Below are 23,905 nucleotides of genomic sequence, written 5' to 3'. Positions count from 1 at the left end.
TTTATTTATATTAATAAATTTTTATTCATTTATTTTTAAAAAATATACAGCTCTTAAGCTGTTACGGTTTGCTTTATTAATATTTCTCTTAATACAGATACTGCCTTTTGCAGCTCTTCAACAGTTACAATCAGCGGCGGAAGAAGCCTTATCACCTTTTCTCCTGCCGGCAAAGTGATCAATCCCGCCTTCCTCAGCTGGGAGAGATAAGGCTGGGCTGCAACAGTCAATTCTATACCGGCCATCAAGCCAATGCCCCTGATTTCATTTACCACTTCCAAATCGCCAAGTTCCTGGTCAAGCAACTGAAACAAAGTCTCCCCTTTGGCAGATACTTCTTTAAGGAATTCATGCTCGAAGATAATATCCATTACAGCGGAAGCAGCAGCGGTACTGATTGGATTCCCTCCGAATGTTGATCCATGGCTACCCGGGCCAAAATGTTCTGCAAGTATCGCTTTACCGACGGCTGCACCAATTGGCAATCCATTACCAAGCCCTTTTGCAACCGTTATGATATCGGGTGAGATCCCAAAGTGCTGAAAGGCGAAGGGCTTTCCTGTACGCCCGATTCCCGTTTGGATTTCATCGACAATAAGCAGCACCCCGTTTTCTGTGCAGAGTTTGTCTGCCTCTTTAATAAACTCTTCATTAACGACATGAATTCCGCCTTCACCCTGAACAATTTCAATCATGACGGCTGCTGTATCGGAATCAATTTCATTTTTTAGAGCTTCCAGGTCATTGAATGGCAAGTGAACAAAGGTTTCGAGCATACTCCCGAATCCATGCTTGATTTTTTCCTGCCCTGTCGCTGCCATGCCAGCAAACGTACGCCCATGGAAGGATTGCAGGAACGTAATGATCTTCTTCCTGCCGGTTGCTTTTCTCGCCAGTTTTATTGCTGCTTCATTCGCCTCTGCACCACTGTTGGCAAAAAACACACAATCCAAACCAGACGCTTTCGCAAGTTTTCCGGCCGCTTCCTCCTGGATGCTTTGCGGAAAAAGATTTGATACATGCCAGAATAATTCCAGCTGATCTTTGACAGCCTGTTCTACCCCTTCAGGACGATGGCCCAGATTACATACACCTATACCTGAAGTAAAATCAAGATATTCACGTCCATCTTTCCCATGGATGACCGATCCGCTTGCTTTCTCAGGCTCAATCTCCCATCTCTGGTAAGTAGGGAATAAATGACTCATTTTAGCACTCCTTCCTTTGCGGCAATCGCGGTTCCATGCCAGCAGTCATTTTTATAGAATGGCTTTTTGCCAGAAATGATCATCGCTTTCTCTACACCGGCGGCTGTTGCAGATAATGCTGAATTTACCTTGGGTACCATTCCGCCATAAATGCTTCCATCAGAAATATAGTTTTCTATCTCATGATCCGTTATTTCGGCGATTAACTCACCGTTGATCAGGATGCCATCGACATTGGTCACAAAAGCACAGCGCTCGGCATTCAAAGCTTTCGCGATCGATGCAGCAGCGTAATCTCCATTGATATTCAGCTTGCAGCCATCCTCCGAAATTCCGATAGGAGTAATGACCGGAATATAACCCGACTCAACTGCCATCATAATAAGGTCAGTATTTACGTTGTTGACCTTCCCTACATACCCTAGCCCTTGTTTATCGATATAGTCTGCCTGCAAGCAGGATCCGTCGCTCCCATTAATACCAAGAACCTTGAATCCTTGTTTCATCAATATCCCGCACAGCTGCCTGTTCGTCTGGCCTGACAGGACCATTTCAACGATTTCCATCGTTTTATCGCACGTTACCCTAAGCCCTTCCTTGAAGTCCGCAGGGATGTTATATAAATCAAGCATTGAATTGATTGCTGGCCCGCCACCATGGACGATGACAGGATAATATCCGTTTTTCATCAATTCTCTAAGACTCATAAAGAATGGGTCATCAAGTTCCCCCAGCACACTTCCGCCGCATTTAATGACTACAGTTTCCAAAGAATCCGCCCCTTTAAGTCCGATAGCTTGCGTTAATTTTCACATAATCATATGAAAGGTCACAGCCCCATGCCATTCCTTTGCCTTCACTTAGATGGAGATCCACGAAAATTTCCACCTTGTCATTCATCAAATAGTTTCTTGCGATTTCTTCGTCGAAAGCTATCGGTGTACTATCCTTCAGCATGATGATGTCACCAAGCGAAATGTCCACGGTATTCGAATTTACGGTTGCCTGGCTCTGGCCGATCGCCCCAATAATCCTTCCCCAGTTGGCATCTGCACCGTATACCGCGGTCTTGACAAGGTTTGAACCGGCTATTTGCTTGCCAATTATCCGTGCCTCTTCATCAGACAATGCACCGGATACGGATATTTCAATCAGTTTTGTCGCTCCTTCCCCATCCCTGGCAATTTGTTTTGCAAGGCTGGCACAGCTTTCTTTTAACAGTTCAATAAAAACCGGCCATTCAGGATGCTCAGGATTCAGCAGTTTATTTCCGGCAGCTCCGTTTGCCATTACAAGGACCATGTCATTTGTCGAGGTATCGCCATCGACAGTGATCTGATTAAATGTTGTATTGGTTACTTCTTTTAGTGCGTATGTCAGGTCTGCACTTGATATATTCGCATCAGTCGTTAAAAACCCGAGCATCGTGGCCATATTCGGATGAATCATGCCTGAACCTTTTGCTGCTCCTCCCACCGAAACGGTTTTTCCATCGATCAAAGCACAATGACAAGAGTGCTTCTGTACAAGATCGGTTGTCAGAATCGCCGTCTGGAAGTCCTTAATATCTTCGGAAGCATTCCCGACTGCGAGCTTTGCGATTCCCGCTTCAATTTTTTCCATTTGCAAGAATTCACCTATGACTCCCGTGGAGGCTACAGCTACATGATGTTCAGGAATCCCTAATTTTTCCGCTGTCAGCGCCCTCATCTTCAGTGCATCCTTATATCCCTGTTCGCCTGTACAAGCATTCGCGCATGCACTGTTGACGACGACGGCCTGAAGAACTCCATCACTGGCAATGCTCTCCTGTGTAACAACCAGCGGAGCAGCCTGAAAATGGCTTGTTGTATAAACCGCAGCACAGCTTGCTGGTGCCTCACTAACAATCATTCCTAAATCAAGCTTGTTATAGCGCAATCCAGCATGAACTCCGCCGCACTTGAATCCCTTTGGAGTCAAGATCCCGCCCTCCGGGATTTCTTTGATCAACTTCTGGTCTGTCAAAGCCTGGTACATATAATCCTCCTTTATGGATACAGGGGCATCATTTCAAGACCCGCTGTTTCATCTAATCCAAACATTATATTGGCGTTCTGGACAGCCTGCCCTGCAGCGCCTTTCATTAAATTATCAATGACCGAAACAATCGTCAGCCTTCCAGTCCGGCTGTCCGCATGCAATCCGATATCGCAGTAATTAGAACCTTTAACTTCTTTCACGGCCGGAAAGATTCCTTCCTTCCTGACTCTTACAAAAGGGTGCCGAGAATAAGTTTCCTCATACAAATCCAGCAATCTCGAAGTATCCCAATCTTCCTTAAGGTTCACATACATGGTCGTCATGATCCCTCTCGTTACCGGAATGAGGTGGGTGCTGAAGGTTATTTTCACCCCATCACCATTCCAAAAACTTACCTGTTGTTCAATTTCCGGAATATGCTGATGCTCGTTCACTTTATAAATTTTGAAATTTTCATTCAACTCAGCATACAAGGTGCCCAGGGAAGGCGACCTTCCTGCCCCCGATACGCCAGACTTTGCATCAATGATTATACTATTTGGATCAATTACTTTTTCCTTCAAGACCGGCGCGAGGCCGAGAAGCGCTGCTGTTGGATAGCAGCCTGGATTGGCAAGAATGCTTGCATGCACAATTTCCTCTCTGTTCCATTCGCTTAGGCCATACACTGCTTCGGCCAGAATCGAATTGTCTACTGGTTTATGCTTATACCAGTTTCTATAAGTATTGGATTCTTTTAATCTCAGGTCTCCGGACAGGTCGATGACTTTGATGTTTTTATTAAAAAAGTTTTCGACAAGTTCTCCGGAAACTTTCGATGGTGTTGCCAGGAAGACAATGTCTGATTCATCAACGATTTTTTCTGGATCAATGCTGGTGAGGACTTTATCAAAGATGCCTGTCAAATGGGGATACTCTGCAGAAACAGGCTTTTCATCCCGTGTTGTATGTACTGAATGAATAGTGAAAGATGGATGATTGTTGAGTATACGGATCAGCTCCCCGCCCCCATAACCTGTCGTTCCGATAATAGCTGCCTTCACGTTTTTCCTCCTTTCACGATATGCATAAATAAACATATTTTTTTATAATTATTAGTAAAGTTCTTTTTATTATAAAAACTAAACTATAAAAAGGCAACTAAATTATTAAAAATATGTGAACATTTCACAATTAGATTGATGATTTTGTATGCTTTACAATATAATTATATTAATATCAGATACGGACGGGTGTATAAACTCCCTTAATAAGGTGGTAATCACATGTTGACGGCTGCAACCTTGTCACCAAATATGAATAAGCTGTTTGAAAAAGTTCATAGAATCAAAAATATCGATAAAGGAAGCTTCCTTTTTGAAGAGGGAAATACTGCGAATGAGTTATACATTATCCAGAGCGGGAAATTCCAGGTCAGCAAAATGATCCCAGATGGGCGCGAGCTTACGATCAGAATGTGCTCTGCCGGTGAGTTGGTTGGAGAATTGACATTGTTCAGTCCGGAATCGCAGCATATATTGAACGCCAGGGCTTCTGAAAGCGGGAGTGTTGCGGTTATTCAAAAGGACCGGCTCGAGGACGAAATCTCAAAAGATAGCGGATTGGCACTGGAACTCGTTAAATGGCTTTCCCTGCAGCACCGCAAATCGCAAACCAGGTTCAGGGATTTGGTCCTTCACGGAAAGAAAGGTGCATTGTACTCTACCCTGATCCGTTTGGTGAACAGTTTCGGTGTAAAAACCGAAGACGGCATGAAAATTGATGTATCCTTGACAAATCAGGAACTCGCAAACTTCTGCGGCACATCGCGTGAAGTTGTAAACCGGTTATTGAGCGAGCTCAGGAAACAGGATATCATCTCTATCGACAAAGGATATATAACCATACATGCACTTCATCGCCTGAAACGGGAAATCGACTGCGAGAATTGCCCGATTGAAATATGCAATATTGAATAAGAAAAGCGCAAGCGCCTATCCTATCAGGACCGACAAGCGCTGGAAGGCCTGACAGGCTAGGCGATAGATCTGGACATTTAGCGAGTTTTCGATTTATATAGAGAAATTTTCAATTTAAATAGTGAGTGTTTTCAATTTTTATAGCGACTTTCAATTTTATATAGCGAGTTTTCAATTTATATAGCGACTTTCAATTTTATATAGCGACTTTCAATTTTATATAGCGACTTTCAATTTTATATAGCGACTTTTCGATTTATATAGCGACTTTCAATTTTATATAGCGACTTTTCGATTTATATAGCGACTTTCCAATTTTATAGCTTGAAATGAAATTTATATATTCTCTTATCTCTTAAAGAAAAGCCGCCAGATTTCTGGCGGCTTTCTTTATTTTTTATTGAATTGCGAAAAGCATGATGATGAAAAACAATGCTGCGTTTATGATTTCATATATTCCAACCTTCATGACGCTAAGTGGCTTGCCGTAAAATGCGACGGCTCTGATCAGGCTTGGTACTGCAGCAACGGCGACAATGACTTCTCCGGCTGCCAGCCACAAAACCGGGACCAGCAAATGATAAGTCCAGGATATCCACTTGAATTGACTGTTTTTCTTTTCCCGGATCATCGTTTTCACATAGAAAGTACTTCCTGTGAAAAATAGTATACTTGAAGCAAAAACGAGAACACCGTGCTGATTGATTTCTGCAGCAGGCAGATAACTGCTTGCAAGGCCAGCGATGGAAAAAACAATGATCGCGCTTAGATCATTCATCAGTGCCCTGTCTTTATTTTTGGCCGAGAAATAGGCATTAAGGACGAAAAATGGAATCATCGCAAACCCAAAGAACACAATGGATGGTGTCGTGAATAACGGGACCATTAAGAATACTAAGGATGGGATGATATAGATTAGCGCCCATTTGCGATAAAACGGGATTTTCTTTTTTTTGAACATCAACAGAAGCGGATATGTTCCCAAATATAGTAATAGCCACCCAATAAAAAACGGGATATGCTGCCAGACGATTTCACTTGCCGCTGCTCCAAGCCAGAAAGGGATGATCAACATCGCCCAGGCTCCATGCTGTTTTGGCATAAATAATTTCATGAATGAACACTCCCTTTTGGTTCCTGCTTTAACTATAAAACAGCCGGAGGATTACATAAGTGAAACTCATCACATTTTGCCACCCCTGTTTGCAACTGACACCGAACTGTCAAAAAAGAGCCACTAAAATAAAATAAGCTGCACACAATTGGTTGTATTCGATAACCAATTGTGTGCAGTCAAGAGTTCATCCTCTTTTCTCAACCTGAAGCTTGAGATAGATTTTCTTCAAATATTGATGCGGCTTCAAAAGATAATAAATTTCCTTTGTGAATGCCAGACTTAACAGGAACAAGAACACAACGACAAAATGGATCTTTGAGAGAATGGAAATCTCCAGGATTAAGCTTATGTCTGGCTGCAGCTGTGCGAGACTGATCAGCCATCGGAACAATAGGAGCGGTTCATCAGCCATGCTGCTCGAAAGCACTATGGCAATCCCGGTCGCTGTACTCGCAGCCATCATTACTTTTACCACCATCAGCAGAAGCTTCCCTGCAGTTGAGCGTGCCTCCTCATCCCTTGATGAATCATATCGCCAGACCAGGCCCATCCCAACTATGGCAACTACCGTATAAGGGTAGACAATCCATAAAAACATCTGCAGCATTTCCACTGCTTTCACCTCACAAAAATTACACAATCATCGGACTCCATTTAACATTCTAACCGTGCAAGTGTGAAGTGACAGTGATAAAAGTCGCCCATCCAGCTAAATTCGACATAAAAATAGGTGGAAAGACGAACTTTCCACCTAAACTTGCTCGAGAATATAATCAAGAACCCAATTCACTCCCCTGTCATCTTCCATTTGAAAGACAGGGCAGGCACAATCTTTCAATAGATTGGCCAGATTCGGGTCACGATAAAAAACCACCTTGATATTTGCAAGAACTTTCAATAATTCTAAATCTGCTTCGTTCCTTAGAATGACCGCTTTTGGATAGGCCTCGCGTTTATAGCCTTCTATCAGGATGACATCTGTCTCGAAGCAGGATAAAACCTCTATTTCTTCAGCCAGGGACCATTGCCGATTCTCCGCGTGAAGGACGAGCCTGCCTCCACCTTCGACAAGGGAGACAACTGCTCCTGCGCCCATATGGCGGCCTGAATCCTTTTCCTCCGCGATATCCGGCTTTCCACCGTGGCCATGGTGTTTGATCGTAGCAACCTCCAGGCCAGCTGCAGAAAGCTGCTGAATCAGGTTAAGGCTCAGTGTCGTCTTCCCGCTGTTCTGATATCCTGCCACCTGGAACAGTACCGGTTTTACCAAGGCCAGTCACTGCCAACATGGTCCTCTAGCATCAGGACCTCGACCTCAGTTCCTTCTTCGAAACCTCTTGTTCCTCCCGGAAGAATCATAAGTGAATTAGCACCCGCTAAGCTCATGATAATATTCGACTTATCAAGACCGCTCGGTGTAACTGCCAGCTTTCCGTTTTCGATTGTCAGGGCACTCCTGACAAATCTTGTGAATGGATTTGCCTTAGGGAAATTGGCATTCAAAATCGCCTTTTCCTTCCTTAGATGCGGCTTATCGGTAAACAGCATTGTTCTGATGATCGGCCGGGCGAATAGCTCAAATCCTACATAGCAGGCAGATGGGTTTCCAGACAGGCCAAACAGCAGCTTGCCATCCAGCTGGGCAACCGTCGTCACGCTTCCCGGACGCATCGCTACTTTATTGAACAGGACTTCCGCTCCAAGCTTTGCATAAATTTCCGGCAGGTAGTCATAGTCCCCTACGGAAACTCCCCCGGTTGTAATGAATAAATCCACTTCCTCAATCGCTTTGCTTACTGCATCAAAGCAGGTGTCAAAGTCATCAGGCAGCTGACCGAAATATTTAACTTCAGCTCCCGCCCGGAGAATCTGAGCGGAAATCATATATGAATTGCTGTTGCGGATTTTTCCCGGTTCAAGCGGCTCATGGACATCAAGCAGTTCAGTGCCGGTTGCATAAAGGCCTATCACCGGTTTTTTCGCAACAGGGACCTGAGCATAGCCAAAAGTCGCCAGCATCGCCTGGATACCAGGATTGATGAACGTGCCTTTTTTGACAAGCACTTCCCCTTCCTTTGCATCCTCGCCGCGATAGGAAACATTGTCTCCTTTATTATGCTTGCGTTTCGTTTCCATATATTTCTTTCCATCACGCTCGATTTCCTTTACTAATTCAAGCATGACCACAGCATCGGCGCCAACTGGCATTTGGGCCCCAGTCATGATCCTTACAGCCTGGAAAGGTCCCAGTTCCTTATCCGTAAGCATTCCTGCCCCAATATGGTCCACCACTTCAAATTCGACTGACTGGTTTTGGGAAGCTTCCGCTGAATCGACTGACCTTATTGCATAGCCATCGTAGGGTGCTCTGTCAAAATGCGGAACATCACTTGTGGCTTTCAGATCCTCTGATAAATAGCGCCCATAACTCTCATTGATTGAAACATATTCGATAGAGCCACTCTTTTTGTGCTCCATTACTCTCTTAACTGCCTCTCCGATTGGGATAGGATTCCTTCGCTCTAACATATAATCAGCTCCTATTGCAGGCTTCTCTTGATTGATTACACTTTTCATTATAAGAGTAATGTAAAAATGAATACATAACAAACCTCACAGTATTCTCTCATAAAAACTTTTAAAAATATGTAGATTTTTTGTGAAGTGTGATACACATCACCAAGTAGTAATTACATTTGCTTTATGCTGAGTATGTAAACAGTATACATTTTTTATTGGAGGTTTTTTTAATGAAAATGCCTTTTGAACAACATTCACTAGTTAAAGATATTGTCAATATATTCCCTCAATCCAGTGATTTATTCAAGAGAAACAGACTCGACTTTTGCTGTGGCGGCAACCGTCCGCTATCAGAAGCCGCGTTGGAGCAGAACCTTGACGTTCCTGAATTGATGAATCAGCTGGAAGAACTTTACAAAAAACATAATGGCACAGCCGAAAACATGGAGGTATGGACCGATACAGATTCTGAAGAATTGATCGAGCATATCAAGAATAAATACCACCGTGAGCTTGAGGAAGAACTGAAAATGCTAAGCCCATATGTAACCAAAGTAGCGAAAGTCCATGGTGAACGCCACGATGAACTGTTAAAAGTAAATGAACTTTTTTATGAATTAAAAAAGGAGCTCTTAGAGCATACAGCCAAAGAGGAAGCCACAGTGTTCCCGCTGCTTCTGGAACTTGAAAGTGCTGATGTTGAAAAGCGGGCTGGAATCATTGCCGAAATCGAAGAATTAGAGAAAGAACATGATCATGCAGGCTCAATATTGAAACAATTACGCGAGATTACTGAAGATTTCAATCCGCCAATCGATGCATGCGGAACATACCGTTTAGTTTACAAGCGGCTTGAAGCCCTGGAGTCACACACATTCATGCATGTACATCTTGAGAATAATATTCTATTCCCGAGATTTATTGCATAAAAGGAAAATCGCAGGCCTCAGTAAAAAAATGACCCCTTTTTCTCAAGATGGGGTCATTTTTTGGTTGGTCTATAATGCACCTGAAAACAGTCTGGCGAAGGATTCCTTCGTTCTTTCCCAGAGTCCTCGTTTATGATATTGGACAGCACTGATTTTCTCTGAATCTTCGAGGTCCGCTTCATAATGTGCTACAAGATCTCTGATTGAACTCGTTCCAAGCAGGAAGACGTTCACTTCAAAATTAAGATGGAAACTCCTCATGTCCATATTGGCCGTCCCAATCGAAGCGATATTCCCATCGACAATGATGACCTTTTGGTGCAGGAACCCCTTTTTATAGGAGTAAATCTCTGCCCCATTCCGCAGCAGTTCAGAAAAGTATGATCGGCTGGCATATTGTGTCAGATAGCTGTCATTGATTTCCGGAACCATGATCCTTACTTCTATTCCTTTGGCTGCAGCCACTCTCAATGCTGTCCTTATCGCTTCATCAGGAACAAAATAAGGAGTGGCAATCCAAATCGACTTAGTTGCGCAGGACATCATCGTGTAGTAAAAATCACTCATGATTCCTTGCTGTGTGTCCGGCCCGCTTGGCACTACCTGAATCGCACCATCCAGCTCATCGCTCTCATGCGGCTTTTTTTCGGCTATATAGTTCCCAAGTGCCCTTTCACCGCTCACATATTCCCAATCAAGCAGGAAGACATTGTGGAGGGTATAGACAGCCTCTCCTGTCAGCACCATATGGGTATCGCGCCAAAAACCGATTTTCTCATCTTCACCGAGGTATTCTACGCCTACATTCAATCCGCCGACAAATCCGATTTCCCCGTCAATGATGACAATCTTCCTGTGATTCCGAAAATTGAATTTCTGATTGAAGAACCCGTATTTGAGCGGAGAGAACGGCGCAGCTTTAACGCCTGCCTCCTGCATGTCCTTAAGGTCCGTGGCGGCAATCTTCATGCTGCCGGCAGCATCGAACATGAATAAAACCTCAACACCCTGCCTGGCTTTTTCTATCAGGATGTCAATTATTTCCCTGCCAAGCCGGTCAGACCTGAAAATATAGTATTCCATATGGATGAACTTTTCTGCTTCCTTCAATTTCTTTTTTAATTCAGAAAAAGTCTCTTCCCCATTTTTAAGGATTTTTGCCCTTGAGTCGGTCGTAATCGGAGTCAACGCTGAATTCTTTGCATATTTTGCGAAGCAAAACTGATTTTCAATCAAGAAAGAAAGATCCCTCGACTCTTCATTCCTCATCAGCTTTTCCCATTGGTCACGATCCCTGGTACGCTTGCTTTTATACAGATACCCTTTTAAATACAGCTGTCCTGAAAATAGGTAAAAGAAATACCCGGCGACAGGAAATAACAGCATTACATACATCCACATCAGCGTATGCTGTGCGGAACGGTTCTCGAGCATCAACGAAAAGATGCTGACAAACAGGATAAGGGAGTAAACGGTGATCGCTGCAATCTTAATTGCCTGGCTGTACCCAGTAAAAAAGACAATATAAAAACACACCATTAAAATAAATACAAATAAAAATTCAATTCTTCTTTTTAGCATTCGGCAGTCTCCAACAAATTTTATCGTAGATTCATGTATACCCATAAACCTTTTGGTTGGAAACATAGTATGCCCAAAATCCAGAAGCCTCTGTTTTCCTTTGGATAAAAAACTCCAGAGGAACAGAAAAAGACCCCCGAAGGAGTCTTTAGCCGCCAATATAGGACATTTCGATTTTCTTTCTGTTCGCGACGGTTTCAGCTGTACGTTCATCTGAATAACGGTCCGTTCTGTGATTCCAGATATTTGTGATTCGTTCACGAAGCTCGTCATCGGTTGCACCGGCACGCATGAAGTCACGGATATCATGACCATTGCCATTGAAAAGGCAGGTGAACACCTGGCCATTCGCTGATAAACGTGATCTTGTACAGCTGGAGCAGAAGGACTCAGAAACTGAGGAAATAAAGCCGACGTTGATATCCGTACCTTTGTATCGGTATTTTTTAGCGACCTCGCCAAAGTAATCAGGATCTACGGGTTCCAATTCATAGTGCTGACTCAGCATGTCATGGATTTGCTTTTTCGTGATGACGTCGTCCATCTTCCAGCCATTAGTGCTGCCCACATCCATGAATTCAATATATCGGAGCTCCAGTCCTTCCTTTTTACAGAATTCTGCCATCGGAAGAATTTCGGAATCATTCAGGCCTTTCTTGACGACCATGTTGATTTTAACGCCCAACCCGGCCTTTTTTGCCGATTCGATTCCCTTGAGTACTGGCCCTACCCCTACATTGCGGCCATTGATTTCGCCGAACAGCTCATCCTTTAAGCTATCCAGACTGATATTCACGCGCTTCAACCCTGCTGCATACAGCTCTTCGGCATATTTAGGGAGCATCACGCCATTGGTAGTCAATGCGATATCCTTAAGCCCTTCAATCTGGTTGAGCTTCTTGACAAGGATCGGCAAGTCTTTCCGCATCAATGGCTCGCCGCCTGTGAGCCTGATTTTTTCAACACCCAGATCTATGAACAATTTGGCCACACGTTCGATTTCTTCATATGACAAAAGCTCACTTTTAGGCAAGAATGCAAAGTCTGGTCCAAAAATCTCGGCAGGCATGCAATACTGACACCGGAAATTACAGCGATCTATAACAGAAATACGCAAATCGCGGAGCGGTCTATTTAATTGGTCTTTAATTATGCTTTTTACCATCTGTGTCAACTCCAATTATAGAAGTTTTGATTATTGACATTGTAACAGCTATAGTAATGGTTCACTGTTAATATTCTCACAGTAACATCAATAGTCCTCTATTTAAAATAGTAGCTTTTACCCTTATGTCTATATTACAACATAAAAACTGGCAGGATAGTGTTTTTATCAGAAAATGTCATTATGTTGTCATATTATCTAAAATAGAAGGCTGCATCAAGGATTTGATGCAGCCTTCTTAAGGTTATTTCTTTTTTATAGGTAGCTCACTGAATATGCCGACATAGTTCTTGATTTCTCCGGCTTCATTTTTTAAAGGACTTATTGTAAGCCATTCAGGATAGATGTTTCCGTTCTTCTTTTTGTTCCAGATTTCTCCCTGCCAGAATCCATTCTCCTCAATGGATTTCCACATCTCCTTGTAAAAAGCCTCCCCATGCTTTCCTGACCTCAGGACTCTTGGGTTTCTCCCAATGACTTCCTCAGCTTTATATCCCGTTACATTCGTGAAAGATTGGTTAACCTTTTCAATCATGCCTTTCACATCCGTGATCATGATTCCCTCTGCAGTATGGTCGATGATATTTTTAGCAAGGCTCAATTTATCCTGATAGTACATCCAGATGACGATGATCAGGCTCGCAAGTGCAACCTGCGACAAAGCCATGAAACCAATGGCATAATGCCCTGTCAGGTTGAACAGGAAGGCCAGCATAAGCGGCGGGAAGAAGCCTCCCAATCCACCCATCGCTGATACTATACCATTCACGATCCCCGCCTGTTTTGAAAAATAAAGCGGCACTAGTTTGAAGACGGTACCATTGCCAATCCCCGCACTGATTGCTACCGTAAGACAGCCAATCGTATAAAGGGTCAGGGAAGGTGTGAAAGACAGCAGTATTCCTGAAATGGTCATGCCTGCAAAGACAATCATCAAGATGATGAATGAGTTGAATTTATCACCAAGCCAGCCGCCAATCGGCCTGAAGAATGTAGCAAGGGCAATGAATCCTGCTGTCCTGATTCCGGCATCTACCTTATCGAGCTCAAAATGTGACACAAGGAAATTCGGCAGGTAGATCGTAAAAGCTACAAATGATCCAAATGTTAAGAAGTAAAACAGACTCAATGCCCAGAGTTTCTGGTTCTTGTATACACTTTTAATTTGATCCCCCAGTGGTGTAGGAACTTTGGGTTCATTTTTGTCACCAAGGAAAAAGTTAAGCAATGCAAATGCCAGTAAAAGCACCAGGTAAAGCTGGACTGTTGACTGCCAGCCAATCTGCGATGCAATGACCGGTGCCGAAAAAGTCGTGACCGCAGTTCCGAGATTGCCTACCCCATAAATTCCGTTCACAAATCCATGGCGTTCTTTTGGATAGTATTTCGGGAGGGATGTCACACCGACAGAAAAAATTGCACCACCTATACCGACCAGCAAGCCGCCGATCAGCAGGTCAATAAAAGAATCTGCCAGACTGATGAAATACACCGGAAACAACAGGAATGCGAAGCTGACAAAGAACAGTTTTCGTGCTCCATATTTGTTTGTCCAGTATCCAATCGGTATCCTCATAACGGAACCCAGGACAACAGGAATGGCAGTCGCCATCGCGATTTGATTTGCTGTAAGCTTTATATCCTCTTTAATGAACGGCATTAATGCGGATAAAATAACCCACACCATAAAACCTGCAACCAGACTGAGCGTTTGAAGCGGCAGCTGATTTTTTTGTGTTCGCATGATTCTTCCCCCTCCTAGTTTTCAGGCGATTTTTGCTTGATAAATAAATCGTAGAAAAATACATGGCCTTATGATGTGAAGAACTTCACTCCTATTTCTTTGTTCAATAAACTGTCACAGTTGACTTCTAACATCGGAATCAACTTACTTTTTTTATCGATATAATATACCTATAGCAACTTTGTTTCGAAAATGTGAACAAAACGAAGAGAGAATGTGACGGGATTTTGACAATTCCCCATGCGTTATTTAGTTAACACTATCCAGATGTTATTATTGTCTCAATAACGAAAAGCCACGGAAACTTATATTCTAAAAAAGGGTGATGACCATGCCAAACACAACGAAAGTGACTCATTCAATAGAAATTAAAGAATTGCTCCAGTTTGCAGACAGGACATTCAAGGTTAAGAAGGGCACATACTTGTTCCAGGAAGGCATGGAGGCAGAGGAGCTTTATTTGATTCTTGGCGGAAAGGTGCAGATTAGCAAGGTAACCCAGGATGGACGTGAACTTGCGTTAAGGATTTGCGGGGAAAATGATCTATGCGGTGAATTGACCCTGTTTACCGAGGCACCAAAATATTTGCTTAGCGCATTGATCCTTGAGGATGCAACCATCTCCGCAATCAGGAAAGATGTCATCGAGAAGGAGATTTTTCAAAATCCATCGCTGGCATTCGAATTCATGAAATGGATGAGCGACCATTTCCGCAAAACACAGACTAAATTCCGTGATTTAGTACTTAACGGAAAAAAGGGAGCGCTATTCTCTACATTGATCAGGATGACGAACAGCTATGGTATCCATAAAGATACCGGCATTCTGATTGACCTTCCATTAACAAATCAGGAACTGGCCAATTTCTGCGGCACATCACGTGAAAGTACAAACAGGATCCTGAATGACTTGAAACGCGAAGGTATCATCTCCATTAAAAAAGGGAAAATCCTGATTCATGATGTAGATTACTTACGCAAGGAAATCGGCTGTGAAAATTGTCCGGCGGTTTTCTGTTCAATCGACTAATATAAAAAGCGAGTGAAGCCCAGCTTCACTCGCTTTTCTATTATGAGGCACCCCTTTTAGAAGCAGAGCTGCTTTTTTTCTTTCCTTTTCCCTGGTTTGTTAGCTTTCCTGCTTTTGTTTTCTCAGCGCTTTAGGAATATACACGCAGAACGGTTCGCTCTCCAGGTAATCTCCTGTCATGGCATATGCCCGAGAACGCGAACCTCCGCATACATGCCTGAACTCGCAAACACCACATTTCCCTTTGTATTCATCAGGATTCCTCAGTGACTTGAATACGGGAGATTCCCTGTAAATTTCAGCAAGAGGCTGTTCCCGGACATTCCCTGCTTTAACCGGTAGCAATCCGCTCGGGTACACATCTCCAATATGGGATATGAATACAAACCCATTTCCATCGTTAACACCTTTTGGAGCCCGGCCGAGACCATCGATGGATCCCGTCAACCCCTCATTTGTCAGGGCCGTCAAGTAGTTGATTTCGTCTGTATGATCCCTGGCTTCACGCATTTTTTGCTGAATGACAACCCGGCGGTAGTGCTGGGCAGCTGTAGTTTTTATGTCGAACTTCACCCGTTTGCTTAAATTATAAAGCCATTGGAACACTTTTTCATGCTCCACAGGTGAAATCATGTCCTTTTCCTGGCCGCGTCCTGTCGGGACAAGGAAAAATACACTCCACAGGACACAATCCAGATCTTCAACCATTTTTGCCATTTCATCTAAATACTCTATATTATATCGGGAAATGACGGTATTGATCTGTATCGGAATTTCGAGCTCGTGCAGATATTTTATTCTTTCCATCGTTAAATCAAAGGAACCGGCTGTTCCCCTGAAGTGGTCGTGAACTTCTGCTGTTGGTCCGTCGATACTGAAGGCCCATCGCGATAGACCGACCGCCTTTGCCTTTTCAATCGCTTCCTTGGTTACATTCGGTGTCGCACTTGGTGTCATTGATACACGTACACCTTTTTTCACAGCGTACTCGGCGATATCAAAGACGTCCTCCCTCATTAAAGGGTCTCCGCCTGTGAACACGAGCATCGGATTATTCATTTCGTATATTTGGTCAATCAGCGCTTTTCCCTCTTCGAAAGACAGTTCACGAGGATCTCTTCTATATTGTGCCTCCGCACGGCAGTGCAGGCATTTCAACTGGCAGGCTCTTGTAAGTTCCCAAATCACAATGAATGGGTCTTTGTTAAAATCTCTATCAAACATATTGGCGCCTCCTTAAGTACTTCTCTATACAAGAAGTATATAAGTGTTTCCAACATGTTTAAGTGAACTAACTCACATAAATTATGGCCAATCGTTCTTTTTCTATGACAATTTTGTGACCTTTGTCTTCAAAACAAATAAAAAACAGCAGGAGATTTCCTGCTGTCAGATGAAAGAAAAATCAAGGGCTGCTTTTATCTTGCGGACTAAATGGTCTGATGAACCAGCTGGTCTAATGCAACCATTTCTAACTTTTGATCACGAGGGATTGGATTGTTCTTGGAATGTATCTTTATCACATTTAGCGTTATATGTATCTATTTTAAAAGAGACTTACGGTTAGTTCCACACTAAGTTGAGGAATCCTGTTGATTGGAGTGGAAGGCGCGTAGACTCCTGTGGGATCAGACGGACAGGTGAGACCCCGCAGACGCCAACGGCGGCGAGAGGCTCAGCGCCGGCCCCGCGGAAAGCGAAGCGCCTGGAACGGAAATCAAAAGCCCCATTCCAGCACAAACAAAAAAACTGTAGACAAGCTCGAATTCCATCGAGTTTGTCTACAGTCTGACAGCAAGAAATTTTCCTGCTGTTTCAAAAGGCTGATTAATCCCTTACCCCAAGGGCAATTTTCGCGTAACGTGACATCATGTCTTTTGACCATGGCGGATTGAAAACAATGTTCACTTCTGTATCCTTGATTTCTGGAAGGTCGGCAAGTGCTAATTTAACCTGCTCGACGATTGTGCCGGCTAGCGGGCAGCCCATTGACGTCAGGGTCATCGTTACAGTTGCAAGCCCTTCTTCATTCAAATCAACATCATATACAAGCCCTAAATTCACGATATCTACGCCAAGTTCAGGGTCAACGACCATCTCAAGCGCACCCATAATGCTCTCTTTTAATTCTTCATCCATCGGTGAACACTCCTTTATTAATGCTGTACCTGTTTCTATCATAACAATGATTCATTCCCATTAAAAGCGGAAGGTATTAGATATGCTTTGCAAACCACTCTGCTGAAGCCTCTACACCAGCGTTTGACACATTGTGCCCAGCATGTTCATCCGTAATGAACTCCAACATTCCTTTTGTTCCCACATAGTTTTTCCTAGTTTGCTCATAAAAATGATAGGCCGATTCATATGGTACTACTGGATCCATCCTGCCATGCCAGAACAACAGAGGACGTTTGTTCAGTTTTTCCGGCTGCTGGCTGAGGTCATACTGCTTCAGCTGATTGAGCAGTTCTGAAATTTCTTCTTTCGATAAATTGATATTTACATTCCGTTTTTCCATTTCATTCAGCTGCCACAGAGCAAACTGCTCAAATGACGGATTGCCCATTAAACTCACGCCGGCCTTGATCCAGTCATACTTAGCCATCGCGCCTAGCGTGGTGATGCCGCCCATCGATGTTCCGGCTACGCCAATCCTCGAAGGATCAACTAGTCCTTCATCGACCAATTCTGTTCTGATTGATGGAAGCTCTTCGATAGAAGTTATGACGATTTCCCAGAAACGGAAGCCAAGTTCTGTCTCTGACAATCCCTCACTGCGGGTTCCATGGTATTTTGCTTCTGGCATGATCACCCTGAAACCTTTTTCGGCATAGAGATAGGCATAATGCATGTTTCGTTCCTTTGTGCTTGTAAAACCATGCAGAAAAACAATCAATGGCATTCTATCTGAAAATTGACTTTGTTTTGCGATATGAAGAACGGGAATATCTTGAATGCGTTTCTTTTCGACTAAAATCACTGTTAAACCCTCCAAATTATGCGAACAGACAATAAATTTTACCGCGCTTTAAAGTATGTTATATGATTTTTTTACAATTTAAATGTAAAATGGTTACCATAGTGGTTATAAGAAGAAATTCACTACCATCCAAATATGTATTGTAGAACTCTTATGAAGAAAGAGCCAATCATACGCATAGGATTTAAAAAACAGAGATAAGAAGGAGTATTTATGGCTGAAAAACATTTAATCGCTTTAGACCTGGACGGTACATTACTTACAGATGATAAAAAGATTTCTGAACGGAACAAACGAGTCATCAAAAAAGCACGTGAAGAAGGACATGTAGTTATGATCGCTACAGGTAGACCATTCCGTTCGAGTGAAATGTATTACCATGAACTGCAGCTGGACACACCAATCGTCAATTTCAATGGAGCTTTCATTCACCATCCGCTTGACAACAGCTGGGGTGTACATCATTCCCCTTTATCGATTGATGTTGCCAAGGACATTGTCGAAGCACTCGATGACTTTAAATTTTATAACATCATCGCCGAAGTAATCGATGATGTATATGTCCATTATCATGATGAAAAATTGATGGATATCTTCAATTTAGGCAACCCAAATATAACAACCGGTGATTTAAGACGGTTCCTAAAGGCATCTCCGACAAGTATGCTGATCCATTCTGACGAGGAGGATGTCCGCAAGATCCGTGCTCACCTTTCTGAGGTCCATGCAGAAGTGATTGATCACAGAAGCTGGGCAGCACCATTCCATGTCGTGGAAATTGTCAAAAATGGCTTGAATAAAGCTGTCGGGTTAAAAAAGGCCTCTGATTATTTCCAAATTCCTGCTGAGCGGATCATTGCATTCGGCGATGAAGACAATGATTTAGAGATGCTGGAATATGCAGGACGGGGAATCGCGATGGGCAATGCCGTGGCCGATGTAAAAAATATCGCCAACGATATGACCCTGACAAATGAGGAAGACGGAATTGGTGTGTATTTGAACGATCTGCTTAATCTGAAAGCACTATAAAATAACAAGAAGTGATTTGTCCGATAGGAATGAGTTCTATCGGACTTTTTGCATGTTTTCCTGTTGCGTATGTCCAATTGGAGGCCTCTATCGGACACTTTTCCTTTCCTCACGCTTCTGTTTGTCCGATAGAAGGGCTCTATCGGTCACTTTTTCTTTCCTTACACTCCTGTTTGTCCGATAGGAGGGCTCTATCGGTCACTTTCCCTTTCCTCACGCTTCGGTTTATCCGATAGATAGGCTGTATCGGTCACTTTTCCTTTCCTTCCGTTTCTGTTTGTCCGACAAAGTTGCTGTACAGAAAAAATTCAATCATAAATGTCTGAACCTGCCAAATCGAACCTGGTTCGTTCCCGATTGTTTTTCCCCTAAAAGAGCATACTATGACTGAAGCAGCCAGATTGGCTGTTTCAAAATTCGCTCGTAGATGGAGGGGTAAAACGATGGGTAAAGGCAATAAATCCAAGCGTTTTGTACAGCAAGGGGTAGATTCTGTCTCCAAGCATTCTCAAAGAATCCCTTACCACACCACGTATGCCGAAGCTGAAGCTCAAAAGATGGCGAATGTCAGAGAGTCCTCTTTAGGGGGAATTTAGATGGGAAACAGGCTTTTTCAGGAAGCTAGGAAGGCTGTCCAATTAGCTCAGACTGCGGAGCCTGCGGAACAATCTGCAGCCATCAGCAAGGCGAAAAATGCTCTTTCTTCCGCATATGCCAATACAACGATGGCGGAAAAAGAGCAGCTAAGGTCATTCCAGGACGAGCTGAATTCAATTGAAAACCAGTAACAGCAAAGCTGGCGGGATTCCCGCCAGCTTTTGCTTTGATTTATTTATTTTGGTTGAATCTTTCGAGCAGGACTGGATAAGTGTGGATAATTTCACCTTCCTTACTGCGTTCGTAAAGATTGAGGATGAGCGATCCGTTTTGGGGCAGCTTATTTTCAGGAATTGTTACATCAAGCGAAAAAGGGTGCCATTTAGGGTATTTTGATTGTGGGACAACTTCTGTTTCAGCAATTAACTGGTTGTGACCATCCTCGACAGTATAGAAGAATTTCCCGCCGATTGGCCTCGCTTCCCCTGATATTTTATACGAGCCCCTTTCTCCTTCAGCCTGTATACCTTTAAAGACAGGATTTTCGCCTGGAATGTACATTTGCTTTTGATCGGTCAACTGCTGTTTGTCTGGGACAGGTTTTCCGTTGACGCTTACTGCTTTCAACTGTGCATTAACTGTATATTCTCCTTCTTTGACCCTTGTTCCCGCCTTTTTATAATCCCAGCTTTCCCGCCATTTCATTGTCTCGTGCGGTTTTAGCGCCAGTTTTTCAAACGCCTGGGCAAATGCCTTGTCCTCAGAAAATTGATAGATTTTATTCCTTTGGCCATCCCTTACGATGATTTCATATTTCTGGGAGGTAGGAAATTCAAATACCAAATCTCCATCTCCATGGTTTTGCAGAGTCAGTTCAAATACAGCATGTTCGGCCCCGGCGATTGGGTCAATGTAAAAACTGAACTCCGATTTTTCTGGTGTCTGCTTTTCCTGCCCGATCGCCAGTGCCGGTGCAGCGGCCATCAAAAGCAAAATGATCAACAAACTGCTTTTCTTCATTTCAAACCCCCGTTCAACTTTTATTCGCGCCTGAAAAATCCAAAGATCCCGGCTGTCTCCACAATATTGGTGAAAGCATGAGGATCGACTTCCTTGATGATATGTTCAAGGTCATACAATTCATACCTTGTAACAACAATGATCAGCATTTCTTTCTGTTCGCCGGAGAAAGCCCCTTTCGCAGGAAGCAAAGTGATACCGCGGACAAGCTTGTCATGGATGGCTTTCTTTAATTCATCCGATTTCTTGGTGACGATCATCGCTGTCAATTTTTCATGGCGGGTATGGATCGCATCGATCACTCGGGTCGACACATAGAGAGCCACAAGAGTGTAGAGCGCATTTTCCCAGCCGAAGATGTAACCAGCAGTCATTATAATGATGCCATTCAATGTAAAGAAATATGTACCAACCGGGCGATCATTCATGCGGGATAGTACCATTGCAATAATGTCCATGCCGCCAGTCGAAGCGCCCCATTTTAATGTCAGCCCAACGCCCAGCGCAGCAATGACTCCTCCAAAAACTGCATTCAGCAGGATATCACCTGATACTTCTTTAACCGGAAGGATTTCAAGAAAGATTGATGAAAGCAATACTGAAATGAAGCTATAGAAGGTAAATGATTTCCCTACCTTTTTCCATCCAAGGATGGTCACCGGAATATTTAGCAGTAAAAGAAGGATTCCTGTAGAAATATTAAATGGCGCAAATTCACCAAGTATGCTTGAAACGAGCTGGGCAATACCGGTAAAGCCGCTTGCGTAGACATTTGCCGGGATTAAGAAGAAATTCAGTGACAATGCATTTAAGAATGCACCGATCACCACGATGAAGATTTTTTTCGTTTCCAACCAGACCATGTAAATCCCCCTTATTCTTTTCTATTCTTCCTCTACCCCTATTTTGCCGAAAATCACTACATTTAATTGTCTTTTTCCCATATTCCCGATAAACTATTAACATATAAAGGTTGAAAGCAGGTGAAAGTCATGTCAGTAAAAATCTTGGCTGACAGTGCATGTGATTTGCCATTGGATTTTTATGAAGAAAATGGCGCTATTTTATTCCCGTTAAAAGTCCATATTGATGGGACAGAATATGAAGATTTAAGAACAATCCAGCCAAAACAGGTATATGATGCAATACGTGCTGGCAATCTTCCTAAAACCTCACAGGCTTCCCCTGCTGGTTTTAAAGAAGTTTTTACAGAAATGGCCGAAAATAAACAAGAAGGTATATACATAGCGTTCTCCTCTGAGTTATCTGGTACATACCAAACAGCGGTAATGATTTCCGAACAGGTCAAAGAAGAATATCCTGATTTCAACTTGTCGGTGATTGATACAAAATGTGCTTCCCTTGGACAAGGCCTAGTTGTCATGGAGGCAGTCCGCATGGCAAAGGAAAACTACTCTAAGGAGGAAATTGTTAAAGCGGTGCAATTCCATAGCGAGCATATGGAACATCTATTTTCCGTTGATGACCTCGACCACCTTGCAAAGGGCGGGCGTGTGTCCAAAGCATCTGCGTTTGTCGGCGGGCTTTTGAATATTAAACCATTGCTTAATGTTGAAGACGGCAAATTAGTTCCGCTGGAAAAAATCCGCGGCAAGAAGAAGCTTTTGCGCAGGATTATCGAAGTGATGAAGGAGCGCGGAGTGGCTTTTGAGGAACAGGTAGTTGGCATCAGCCATGCCGATGACCTCGAAACAGCGACTGAGATGAAGAATATGATCATTGAGGAACTTCATGCAAAAGATGTCTATATTACTTCGATTGGTGCCGCCGTTGGCTCCCATACAGGTCCAGGCACAATCGCCATTTTCTTTTTAAATAAACAGCCATCTTAACTACATACTCCTTTCAGGTTTTAGGAAAAATAAAATGTACCTAACCTGAAAGGAGTTTTTATTATGCCGCATACATCCGATAACGATAAAAAAGCAAAGGACAATAATGCCCTTCGCCATGAAAAAAATATGATGCGTGAAAAGAATAGGAAGGCTGGCAAAAACGAATATTCCAAGAAGACAGATCACTTGTAAAAAAAATAGAGCCAGCCGGCTCTATTTTTCTTTTTTATATGTCCAATTTTCTTCCTGGTACACCTTGTCTTCTTTCATTAGTCTGCCAAGTGCGCGTTTGAAGGAGCCTTTGCTCATGCCGAAGCGTTCCTGGATATCCTCAGCCATGCTCTTGTCATGGTAAGGCATTGCTCCATTCCGCAGATCAAGGTACGCCATTATTTTCTCGGCATCCTCATCAAGTGCCTCCTGCTTGCGTGGCAGCAGGGAGATATTGACGGAACCGTCCGGCTTCACATCGATGATCCGGCCTTCGACTTTCTCGCCAATCCGCGGCTCTGTCCGGCGCTGTGATTCATGGATAAAGCCTTTATATCCTTCAGCAGTGATCATCCAGCTGCCGACCCTTGCCGTACGGTATACATAGCCATGTACATTTTTATTGAAAGCACTTCTGTTCGCTGCAACAGAGATTTCCTGGATGACAGGGTCTGTAGCCATCCGCGCGTAAATCATATTATTGCGATTTACACGGAGCGTAATATAAAGAAGATCCCCTTTTTGAGGCCAAACCGATTTAACAACTGGCAAGTCCTCCTCACCCAGCAAAATATCCTTCCTGATGCCAATGTCCAGGAATACTCCGATTCCTTCCTTCACATCGACAACGGATACCCACTCATATTGTCCCACTTGCACTTTCGGAATGGTGGTCGTCGCAGCCAGCCTGCCTCTTGATTCTACAAACAGGAAAACCTCGACCTTGTCCCCTTCTTCAAAGGTCCGGTCGGTATCATTGGAGTGGAGCAAGACATCTTCTTCTCCATCTGTTAAAAAATAACCGTAATCCACGATTCTTGCTACGGTCAATTCCTGAGTCTGACCTGTATATTCATTCAAGGACATAAAAATTCCCTCCTGCCTTGTTATTAACATCTTTCCTAAAATTACGCAAAGTTGTTTGAACTGCTA

Annotated in this window: 25 protein-coding genes; 8 read left to right on the top strand and 17 right to left on the bottom strand. The window is 43.3% G+C overall.

The features are described 5' to 3' along the window. Window positions 1-53 precede the first annotated feature (53 nt). Genes QNH36_RS07140 through argC form a run of 4 tightly spaced genes read right to left on the bottom strand, consistent with a single transcriptional unit; the run spans window position 54 to window position 4,273 of the window. Window positions 54-1,208, bottom strand: coding sequence for an acetylornithine transaminase (locus tag QNH36_RS07140; RefSeq protein ID WP_283904999.1), 1,155 nt, complete (start codon window positions 1,206-1,208; stop codon window positions 54-56). Continuing rightward, a complete protein-coding gene (argB, locus tag QNH36_RS07135) occupies window positions 1,205-1,978 on the bottom strand; it encodes an acetylglutamate kinase (RefSeq protein WP_283904998.1) in 774 nt (257 codons plus the stop codon). Before argB ends, QNH36_RS07140 begins: the two co-directional genes overlap by 4 nt. 13 nt (window positions 1,979-1,991) lie before the next feature. Beyond that, entirely contained in the window at window positions 1,992-3,227 is a 1,236-nt protein-coding gene (argJ, locus tag QNH36_RS07130) for a bifunctional ornithine acetyltransferase/N-acetylglutamate synthase (RefSeq protein ID WP_144474531.1), read from the bottom strand. 11 nt (window positions 3,228-3,238) lie between these two features. After that, window positions 3,239-4,273, bottom strand: coding sequence for an N-acetyl-gamma-glutamyl-phosphate reductase (argC, locus tag QNH36_RS07125; protein WP_144474530.1), 1,035 nt, complete (start codon window positions 4,271-4,273; stop codon window positions 3,239-3,241). A 222-nt stretch (window positions 4,274-4,495) separates the two neighbouring features. Between argC and QNH36_RS07120 the strand changes: the two genes are divergently transcribed. Then, window positions 4,496-5,188 (top strand): Crp/Fnr family transcriptional regulator, encoded by a 693-nt coding sequence (locus tag QNH36_RS07120; protein WP_283904997.1) that lies wholly within the window; start codon window positions 4,496-4,498, stop codon window positions 5,186-5,188. Between the two features lie 397 nt (window positions 5,189-5,585). Here QNH36_RS07120 and QNH36_RS07115 read toward each other — a convergent pair whose 3' ends face one another. From QNH36_RS07115 to QNH36_RS07100, 4 genes are all read right to left on the bottom strand, one after another. Continuing rightward, window positions 5,586-6,302, bottom strand: a complete 717-nt coding sequence (locus QNH36_RS07115; protein WP_144474529.1) for a YwiC-like family protein — start codon at window positions 6,300-6,302, stop codon at window positions 5,586-5,588. Between the two features lie 187 nt (window positions 6,303-6,489). Further along, entirely contained in the window at window positions 6,490-6,945 is a 456-nt protein-coding gene (locus tag QNH36_RS07110) for a respiratory nitrate reductase subunit gamma (RefSeq protein WP_283904996.1), read from the bottom strand. Between the two features lie 111 nt (window positions 6,946-7,056). After that, complete coding sequence (gene mobB, locus QNH36_RS07105) at window positions 7,057-7,575, bottom strand: molybdopterin-guanine dinucleotide biosynthesis protein B (protein ID WP_283904995.1); 519 nt, start codon at window positions 7,573-7,575, stop codon at window positions 7,057-7,059. Beyond that, on the bottom strand, window positions 7,569-8,834 hold the full coding sequence (locus tag QNH36_RS07100) for a molybdopterin molybdotransferase MoeA (RefSeq protein WP_283904994.1): 1,266 nt from the start codon (window positions 8,832-8,834) through the stop codon (window positions 7,569-7,571). Before QNH36_RS07100 ends, mobB begins: the two co-directional genes overlap by 7 nt. Window positions 8,835-9,055: 221 nt before the next feature. Here QNH36_RS07100 and ric point away from each other — a divergent pair, with 221 nt between their 5' ends. Beyond that, on the top strand, window positions 9,056-9,754 hold the full coding sequence (ric, locus tag QNH36_RS07095; protein WP_144474525.1) for an iron-sulfur cluster repair di-iron protein: 699 nt from the start codon (window positions 9,056-9,058) through the stop codon (window positions 9,752-9,754). Window positions 9,755-9,823: 69 nt separating this feature from the next. On the opposite strand, the gene cls is transcribed toward ric, so the two are convergent. The 3 genes from cls to QNH36_RS07080 form a co-directional block, all read right to left on the bottom strand. After that, on the bottom strand, window positions 9,824-11,335 hold the full coding sequence (cls, locus tag QNH36_RS07090) for a cardiolipin synthase (protein WP_283904993.1): 1,512 nt from the start codon (window positions 11,333-11,335) through the stop codon (window positions 9,824-9,826). 148 nt (window positions 11,336-11,483) lie between these two features. Then, entirely contained in the window at window positions 11,484-12,500 is a 1,017-nt protein-coding gene (gene moaA, locus QNH36_RS07085) for a GTP 3',8-cyclase MoaA (protein ID WP_251544143.1), read from the bottom strand. A 244-nt stretch (window positions 12,501-12,744) separates the two neighbouring features. After that, entirely contained in the window at window positions 12,745-14,244 is a 1,500-nt protein-coding gene (locus QNH36_RS07080; protein WP_144474522.1) for a nitrate/nitrite transporter, read from the bottom strand. A 331-nt stretch (window positions 14,245-14,575) separates the two neighbouring features. On the opposite strand from QNH36_RS07080, the gene QNH36_RS07075 reads away from it, so the two are divergent. Then, window positions 14,576-15,274 (top strand): Crp/Fnr family transcriptional regulator, encoded by a 699-nt coding sequence (locus QNH36_RS07075; RefSeq protein WP_144474521.1) that lies wholly within the window; start codon window positions 14,576-14,578, stop codon window positions 15,272-15,274. 99 nt (window positions 15,275-15,373) lie between these two features. On the opposite strand, the gene QNH36_RS07070 is transcribed toward QNH36_RS07075, so the two are convergent. The 3 genes from QNH36_RS07070 to yjfP all read right to left on the bottom strand — a co-directional run bounded on the left by QNH36_RS07070 (window position 15,374) and on the right by yjfP (window position 18,257). Next, window positions 15,374-16,498, bottom strand: coding sequence for a TIGR04053 family radical SAM/SPASM domain-containing protein (locus QNH36_RS07070; RefSeq protein WP_283904992.1), 1,125 nt, complete (start codon window positions 16,496-16,498; stop codon window positions 15,374-15,376). 603 nt (window positions 16,499-17,101) lie between these two features. Beyond that, complete coding sequence (locus QNH36_RS07065; protein WP_214704922.1) at window positions 17,102-17,413, bottom strand: metal-sulfur cluster assembly factor; 312 nt, start codon at window positions 17,411-17,413, stop codon at window positions 17,102-17,104. Between the two features lie 76 nt (window positions 17,414-17,489). Then, window positions 17,490-18,257 (bottom strand): esterase, encoded by a 768-nt coding sequence (gene yjfP / locus QNH36_RS07060; protein ID WP_283904991.1) that lies wholly within the window; start codon window positions 18,255-18,257, stop codon window positions 17,490-17,492. A gap of 213 nt (window positions 18,258-18,470) precedes the next feature. Here yjfP and QNH36_RS07055 point away from each other — a divergent pair, with 213 nt between their 5' ends. From QNH36_RS07055 to QNH36_RS07045, 3 genes are all read left to right on the top strand, one after another. Then, window positions 18,471-19,289, top strand: a complete 819-nt coding sequence (locus tag QNH36_RS07055; RefSeq protein ID WP_283904990.1) for a Cof-type HAD-IIB family hydrolase — start codon at window positions 18,471-18,473, stop codon at window positions 19,287-19,289. A gap of 443 nt (window positions 19,290-19,732) precedes the next feature. Beyond that, window positions 19,733-19,885, top strand: coding sequence for a hypothetical protein (locus QNH36_RS07050; protein WP_186326628.1), 153 nt, complete (start codon window positions 19,733-19,735; stop codon window positions 19,883-19,885). After that, a complete protein-coding gene (locus QNH36_RS07045) occupies window positions 19,886-20,077 on the top strand; it encodes a DUF3813 domain-containing protein (RefSeq protein ID WP_144474517.1) in 192 nt (63 codons plus the stop codon). Window positions 20,078-20,117: 40 nt separating this feature from the next. Here QNH36_RS07045 and QNH36_RS07040 read toward each other — a convergent pair whose 3' ends face one another. After that, complete coding sequence (locus QNH36_RS07040) at window positions 20,118-20,906, bottom strand: BsuPI-related putative proteinase inhibitor (protein ID WP_283904989.1); 789 nt, start codon at window positions 20,904-20,906, stop codon at window positions 20,118-20,120. A gap of 20 nt (window positions 20,907-20,926) precedes the next feature. Beyond that, window positions 20,927-21,769, bottom strand: coding sequence for a YitT family protein (locus QNH36_RS07035; protein ID WP_144474515.1), 843 nt, complete (start codon window positions 21,767-21,769; stop codon window positions 20,927-20,929). A gap of 129 nt (window positions 21,770-21,898) precedes the next feature. Here QNH36_RS07035 and QNH36_RS07030 point away from each other — a divergent pair, with 129 nt between their 5' ends. Beyond that, window positions 21,899-22,759: a DegV family protein gene (locus QNH36_RS07030; RefSeq protein ID WP_144474514.1), complete on the top strand. Its 861-nt coding sequence runs from the start codon at window positions 21,899-21,901 to the stop codon at window positions 22,757-22,759. A 63-nt stretch (window positions 22,760-22,822) separates the two neighbouring features. Then, entirely contained in the window at window positions 22,823-22,954 is a 132-nt protein-coding gene (locus tag QNH36_RS07025) for a DUF3941 domain-containing protein (RefSeq protein WP_125478228.1), read from the top strand. 21 nt (window positions 22,955-22,975) lie between these two features. Here the strand turns inward: QNH36_RS07025 and QNH36_RS07020 are convergent, their stop codons facing one another. Then, entirely contained in the window at window positions 22,976-23,839 is an 864-nt protein-coding gene (locus QNH36_RS07020) for a CvfB family protein (protein ID WP_144474513.1), read from the bottom strand. Between the last annotated feature and the right edge of the window lie 66 nt (window positions 23,840-23,905).

Source organism: Mesobacillus sp. AQ2, from assembly GCF_030122805.1.
Taxonomy (GTDB): domain Bacteria; phylum Bacillota; class Bacilli; order Bacillales; family Cytobacillaceae; genus Mesobacillus; species Mesobacillus oceanisediminis_A.
Note: the sequence above shows the minus strand (reverse complement) of the source record. Positions and strands in the feature narration are given on the sequence as shown.

Coding starts and splice junctions, on each gene's coding strand:
- QNH36_RS07140 (WP_283904999.1), bottom strand. CDS start 1,208: ATGAGTCATTTATTCCCTACTTACCAGAGATGGGAGATTGAGCCTGAG.
- argJ (WP_144474531.1), bottom strand. CDS start 3,227: ATGTACCAGGCTTTGACAGACCAGAAGTTGATCAAAGAAATCCCGGAG.
- QNH36_RS07120 (WP_283904997.1), top strand. CDS start 4,496: ATGTTGACGGCTGCAACCTTGTCACCAAATATGAATAAGCTGTTTGAA.
- QNH36_RS07115 (WP_144474529.1), bottom strand. CDS start 6,302: ATGAAATTATTTATGCCAAAACAGCATGGAGCCTGGGCGATGTTGATC.
- QNH36_RS07100 (WP_283904994.1), bottom strand. CDS start 8,834: ATGTTAGAGCGAAGGAATCCTATCCCAATCGGAGAGGCAGTTAAGAGA.
- ric (WP_144474525.1), top strand. CDS start 9,056: ATGAAAATGCCTTTTGAACAACATTCACTAGTTAAAGATATTGTCAAT.
- cls (WP_283904993.1), bottom strand. CDS start 11,335: ATGCTAAAAAGAAGAATTGAATTTTTATTTGTATTTATTTTAATGGTG.
- moaA (WP_251544143.1), bottom strand. CDS start 12,500: ATGGTAAAAAGCATAATTAAAGACCAATTAAATAGACCGCTCCGCGAT.
- QNH36_RS07080 (WP_144474522.1), bottom strand. CDS start 14,244: ATGCGAACACAAAAAAATCAGCTGCCGCTTCAAACGCTCAGTCTGGTT.
- QNH36_RS07075 (WP_144474521.1), top strand. CDS start 14,576: ATGCCAAACACAACGAAAGTGACTCATTCAATAGAAATTAAAGAATTG.
- QNH36_RS07070 (WP_283904992.1), bottom strand. CDS start 16,498: ATGTTTGATAGAGATTTTAACAAAGACCCATTCATTGTGATTTGGGAA.
- QNH36_RS07065 (WP_214704922.1), bottom strand. CDS start 17,413: ATGGATGAAGAATTAAAAGAGAGCATTATGGGTGCGCTTGAGATGGTC.
- QNH36_RS07055 (WP_283904990.1), top strand. CDS start 18,471: ATGGCTGAAAAACATTTAATCGCTTTAGACCTGGACGGTACATTACTT.
- QNH36_RS07050 (WP_186326628.1), top strand. CDS start 19,733: ATGGGTAAAGGCAATAAATCCAAGCGTTTTGTACAGCAAGGGGTAGAT.
- QNH36_RS07045 (WP_144474517.1), top strand. CDS start 19,886: ATGGGAAACAGGCTTTTTCAGGAAGCTAGGAAGGCTGTCCAATTAGCT.
- QNH36_RS07040 (WP_283904989.1), bottom strand. CDS start 20,906: ATGAAGAAAAGCAGTTTGTTGATCATTTTGCTTTTGATGGCCGCTGCA.
- QNH36_RS07035 (WP_144474515.1), bottom strand. CDS start 21,769: ATGGTCTGGTTGGAAACGAAAAAAATCTTCATCGTGGTGATCGGTGCA.
- QNH36_RS07030 (WP_144474514.1), top strand. CDS start 21,899: ATGTCAGTAAAAATCTTGGCTGACAGTGCATGTGATTTGCCATTGGAT.
- QNH36_RS07025 (WP_125478228.1), top strand. CDS start 22,823: ATGCCGCATACATCCGATAACGATAAAAAAGCAAAGGACAATAATGCC.
- QNH36_RS07020 (WP_144474513.1), bottom strand. CDS start 23,839: ATGTCCTTGAATGAATATACAGGTCAGACTCAGGAATTGACCGTAGCA.